Source organism: Methylobacter sp. BlB1 (assembly GCF_015476545.1).
GTDB lineage: Bacteria > Pseudomonadota > Gammaproteobacteria > Methylococcales > Methylomonadaceae > Methylobacter.
On record NZ_JADMKV010000121.1, the window covers coordinates 1 to 4,865 of the forward strand.

The following is a 4,865-nucleotide window of genomic DNA, read 5'->3' on the forward strand; positions in this document are numbered from 1 at the left end:
TTTTGGTTCCTTTTCTTTGGCCGCGCAAAGAAAAGGAACTCGCCTTCGGGTGCGAGAACCCGATTCAAACAACCGTCGCGTTAGCGACACTTTGCCAAACCGATCTGGATTCAACAACTGACTGCGTAACATCAGGTTGTAATTCATTGGACAGCCATTCGTATTGATAAGAATCAGGAGAATAAATTTATATGTCTCATATTGTTGCCATAGCCGGCAGTACGGCTGAACAGTCAAAATCCACTGACTTGCTGAAACGGATACTCGCCCAGGTTGAAGCGTATGGTTTTTCCACGCAACTGCTGTCCGTGCGCGATATCCCGGCGCAGGAATTGATTTACGGGGCCGGAAAGGACAGCCCGCACCTGAACCATGTAACCGGGCAAATCGAGCGCGCAGCCGGCGTTATCATTGCATCACCGGTTTACAAGGCTTCCTACAGCGGCGCCCTGAAAGCTTTTCTGGATCTGCTGCCGCAAAAATCCCTGGCCGAAAAAACGGTCCTGCCGATCATGACGGCCGGGTCCTCTAAACACCTGCTCGCCATCGATTACGCGCTGAAGCCCGTGCTGACCGCTTTAGGCGCCACGCATGTGCTGAGCGGCTTTTTTGTCTCGGACGACCTGATTCAAAGGGACCCGTACGGGCTCTTGTCGCTGGACGATGAAGCCGAGTCAAGACTCACGGAACAGGTTCGCGCGTTAGTGTTTGCAGCCGGTTTGCCCGCACCTCAAAAAGACTATGAACCAACAGAATATTAATCAACCCGAGGGGAATTTTATGAGTAAGAGAAGCTTTTTCACAGCCATTCAGTCATTAATGGCGGTTGCCGCTATGGCGACGGCACTTTCCAGCACCGCTTATGCGGCAGGCGAGGACTGGCCGAAGGAAATCACTCTGGGCTATCAGAAGTACGGCCCCTTGATTATTCTCAAATCGACCGGCGAACTGGAAAAACGTCTGAAAGAGCACGGCGTGACAGTGAACTGGGCGGAATTCCAGTTCGGGCCGCCGATGCTGGAAGCATTGAACGCCGGCAGCCTGGATTTTGCCATTACCGGCGAGACGCCGCCTGTCGCCGCTCAGGCCTCGAAAGGCTCTTCCATTGTCTACATCGCCAATGAACCCGCGTCGCCACAGGGCGAGGGCATTGTCGTCAAAGCCGATTCCGAACTGAAAACCGTTGCCGATCTGAAAGGCAAGAAGGTGGCAGTCGCCAAAGGCTCGAACGCGCATTTTTTCCTGATCCAGGCCCTGGCGAAAGCCGGCCTGACGCTGGACGACATCAGCGTGGCCTATCTGGCACCGGCGGATGCCAGGGCCGCTCTTGAACGCGGCGACGTGGCGGCCTGGTCGATCTGGGATTATTTCTATGCCGCCGCCGAAATCCAGCTGGGCGCACGCGCTTTAACGACCGGCGAAGGCATCGTGAACAACTATGCGTTCTACACCTCAAGGCGCGACTTCGCCGAGCAATATCCGGCGCTGCTCGACGCGGTGCTCGATGAAGTCCGCAAAACGGATCAATGGATCAAGGACAATCCTGTTGAGGCTTCGCAAAAACTGGCGGCGCACGTCGGCATCGACGCCAAAATCCTTGAAAAAGCCTTGCGCCGCAGCAACTACGGCCCGGAGCCTTTGAAGCCTGAAGTCACCGCCGCTCAACAGACGATTGCCGACACGCTGCTGGCCGTCAAATTACTGCCTAATCAAATCAAGGTGCAGGACGCCGTCTGGCAGCCGCAGGGCAAATAACCGTTACAGTAGCCGGAACCCAAGGTTCCGGCAGTTCAAATCAACCGATCAGGGGACAGTATTATGAAAATTTTTTGGTTCTTACCCACGCAAGGCGATGGCCGTTATTTAGGCTCGGCCGTCAATGCCCGGCCGGCGAATCATCACTATCTGACTCAAATTGCACGCGCTGCCGATGAGCTGGGTTACGAAGGCGTTCTGATTCCGACCGGCCGCACCTGCGAAGATGCCTGGATTGTCGCGTCATCGCTGGTTTCAGTGACTAATCGCCTGAAGTTTCTGGTCGCTTTGAGGCCGGGCGTGCTGTCGCCGGCGGCAGCGGCGCGCATGACATCGACGCTGGACCGGTTCTCCGACGGCAGACTGTTGCTGAATGTGGTCGTTGGCGGCGATGCGGCCGAGCTGGCCGGGGACGGGATTTTCCAATCGCATGACGACCGTTACGAGCATGCCGAGGAGTTTCTGCATATCTGGCGGGAATTGCTGGAAGGCAATAAAGTGGACTTTCAGGGCAAACATACCCGCATAGAGGGCGGCAGGCTGCTTTTCCCTTCCGTACAAAAGCCGCATCCGCCGCTGTATTTCGGCGGCTCGTCGCCTGCGGCGCATCAGTTTGCGGCGAATGAGATGGACGTGTATTTGAGCTGGGGCGAGCCGCCCGCGCAAGTGGCGGAAAAAATCGCCGATGTGCGCGAGAAGGCCGCGAAAAACGGCAGAACGCTGAAATTCGGCCTGCGCCTGCATGTGATCGTGCGGGAAACAGACGAGGAAGCCTGGGCCGCCGCCGACGACCTGATCAAATATGTTGACGATGATGCGGTAGCCAAGGCGCAGCAGGCTTTCAAGCGCTCCGACTCCGAAGGCCAGCGGCGCATGGCGGAACTGACCCAATGGGGCGGCTCGCGCACCCGCGAGGCGCTGGAAGTATCGCCGAACTTGTGGGCCGGCGTCGGCCTGGTCCGGGGCGGCGCCGGCACGGCGCTGGTCGGCTCGCCGGAGACAGTGGCCGCGCGGATCAAGGAATATGCCGATCTGGGCATCGACAATTTCGTGCTGTCCGGTTATCCGCACCTGGAAGAAGCCTATCGCGTCGCGGAATTGCTGTTTCCGTTGCTGCCTGTCAACGTCGGCAAGCAGAAAGAGGATGCCGTCGTTTATTTGAGCCCGGTCGGCGATACCGGCCATGTCGAGGTGTCATCGGAATTGAAGGTAGGTGCGTCATGAGCATCGGTCAACTGTTGCCTGACCGGTCAAAACTGATCGGTCAAATTTCAGGGTGGTTCTTGCCGGTTTTCCTGATCGCCGCCTGGTGCATTGCCGCCCAGAACAGCTGGATTTCTTCCCGGATTTTGCCGGCGCCTTTCGATATCGTCAACTCGGCAGTCAGCTTGACCGTATCCGGGGAACTGGCGAAAAACATTCTCGCCAGCGCCGAGCGCGCGAGCTGGGGGCTTCTGATCGGCGGCAGCATCGGTTTCCTGCTGGGGCTACTGAACGGCTTGTTCAGGACCGCAGAGCGTTTTCTCGATACCACTGTGCAGATGGTCAGAAACGTGCCGCATCTGGCGTTGATTCCGCTGGTCATCATCTGGTTCGGCATCGGCGAGGAAGGCAAGGTGTTTCTGGTGACGCTGGGGGTGTTTTTCCCGATCTACGCCAACACCTATCACGGCATAAAAACCACCGACCCGCAATTGATCGAGATGGGCCGCGTTTACGGCCTGAGCCCCTGGCAGCTGTTTTCGCAGATCATCTTTCCGGGCGCGCTGCCTTCCATCCTGGTGGGGCTGCGCTATTCGCTGGGGCTCATGTGGCTGACGCTGATCGTCGCGGAAACCATCGCCACCACCTCAGGCATCGGTTATATGGCGATGAACGCCCGCGAGTTTATGCAGACGGATGTCGTGATCCTGGCCATTCTGATCTACGCCCTGCTGGGCAAGCTGGCCGATACGGCGGTCCATTTTCTTGAGGGTCGCATTCTGCAATGGCATCCCGGTTTTAACCACAAATAAGGCAAGCAGCGCAATTTTCGCAATGAAAGCAAATTCAAAGCATACATCCAGTCTTACGCTCAAACTGCAGCAGGTAAGCAAAAGATTTGGCGAACTGACCGTTTTGGAAAATTTAAATCTGGTGATCGAACCGGGCAGTTTTGTCGCCATTGTCGGGCGAAGCGGTTGCGGCAAGAGCACCTTGTTGCGGCTGATTTCAGGATTGGACCAACCGGATGAAGGCGCTGTTTTTTACGATGACAAAGTGCATCGGCAGCTTAACGGCCATGCCCGGGTCATGTTTCAGGAAGCGCGCCTGCTGCCCTGGCAGCGAGTGCTCGATAACGTCGGCCTGGGCCTGGGCAAGGCGGGAAAGGGTCGGGCGCTGGAGGCGTTAAGGCATGTTGGGCTTGAATCCAGGGCCAATGACTGGCCGGCCGTGCTGTCGGGCGGGCAACGGCAGCGCGTGGCGCTGGCCCGCGCCCTGGTACACGAGCCGCGCCTGTTGTTGCTGGATGAGCCGCTGGGGGCGCTGGACGCGTTGACCCGGATAGAGATGCAGCAACTGATAGAAAAAGTCTGGCTGGAAAGCGGATTCACGGCCGTTCTGGTGACGCATGACATTTCGGAAGCGGTCACCTTGGCCGATCGCGTCATTCTGCTCGACGGCGGCAAAATTGACCTGGACATCCGTGTGGATTTGCCGCGCCCGCGCCATCGCGACAACCCCAGGTTGATTCAGCTGGAAGAAGAAATACTGCACCGCGTGCTGAATACGCCGGAGATCGTTTAACTGACCCGGGCGCTGTGATATTAACAAACCTGTGGGGGCGACTTCGCCTAAAGCGCCTACTGTTGGCAGTCGCCCAGGATTAAAAGCTTTGTAGGGTACGCATCGCGTACCTTTTGAGGTTTGATTTAGACATTGAGAAGGTACGCGGTGCGTACCCTACAGTGGATTTCGCTGAAACCGCAGTTGCGGCATTTATAACTGATGTTATGCGCGGACGATTTTATCCCGTTTGCCGCGCCGAGCACTGGAGCTTTTAGCGGCGGTAGGCTGGGTTGATAAACCCAGCATTTCGGCCGCCCATGCCGGGTTTCCGCTAAAGCTCC

General features: G+C 57.2%; 5 protein-coding genes. All 5 read left to right on the top strand.

The features are described 5' to 3' along the window. The first annotated feature begins 191 nt into the window (after nt 1–191). On the top strand, nt 192–761 hold the full coding sequence (ssuE, locus tag IT781_RS21330) for an NADPH-dependent FMN reductase (protein ID WP_194972187.1): 570 nt from the start codon (nt 192–194) through the stop codon (nt 759–761). Between the two features lie 19 nt (nt 762–780). Next, the gene (locus IT781_RS21335; protein WP_194972188.1) at nt 781–1,755 is read left to right on the top strand and encodes a sulfonate ABC transporter substrate-binding protein; all 975 of its coding nucleotides are present in this window, start codon (nt 781–783) and stop codon (nt 1,753–1,755) included. A gap of 63 nt (nt 1,756–1,818) precedes the next feature. Continuing rightward, entirely contained in the window at nt 1,819–2,979 is a 1,161-nt protein-coding gene (ssuD, locus tag IT781_RS21340) for an FMNH2-dependent alkanesulfonate monooxygenase (RefSeq protein WP_194972189.1), read from the top strand. Next, nucleotides 2,976–3,770 (top strand): ABC transporter permease subunit, encoded by a 795-nt coding sequence (locus IT781_RS21345; protein ID WP_194972190.1) that lies wholly within the window; start codon nt 2,976–2,978, stop codon nt 3,768–3,770. Before ssuD ends, IT781_RS21345 begins: the two co-directional genes overlap by 4 nt. 22 nt (nt 3,771–3,792) lie before the next feature. After that, complete coding sequence (locus IT781_RS21350; protein WP_194972191.1) at nt 3,793–4,542, top strand: ATP-binding cassette domain-containing protein; 750 nt, start codon at nt 3,793–3,795, stop codon at nt 4,540–4,542. Nucleotides 4,543–4,865 lie beyond the last annotated feature (323 nt).

What these genes read in the sequence shown, in the direction of transcription:
- IT781_RS21345 (WP_194972190.1), top strand. Translation starts at nt 2,976, where the DNA reads ATGAGCATCGGTCAACTGTTGCCTGACCGGTCAAAACTGATCGGTCAA.
- ssuD (WP_194972189.1), top strand. Translation starts at nt 1,819, where the DNA reads ATGAAAATTTTTTGGTTCTTACCCACGCAAGGCGATGGCCGTTATTTA.
- IT781_RS21335 (WP_194972188.1), top strand. Translation starts at nt 781, where the DNA reads ATGAGTAAGAGAAGCTTTTTCACAGCCATTCAGTCATTAATGGCGGTT.
- IT781_RS21350 (WP_194972191.1), top strand. Translation starts at nt 3,793, where the DNA reads ATGAAAGCAAATTCAAAGCATACATCCAGTCTTACGCTCAAACTGCAG.
- ssuE (WP_194972187.1), top strand. Translation starts at nt 192, where the DNA reads ATGTCTCATATTGTTGCCATAGCCGGCAGTACGGCTGAACAGTCAAAA.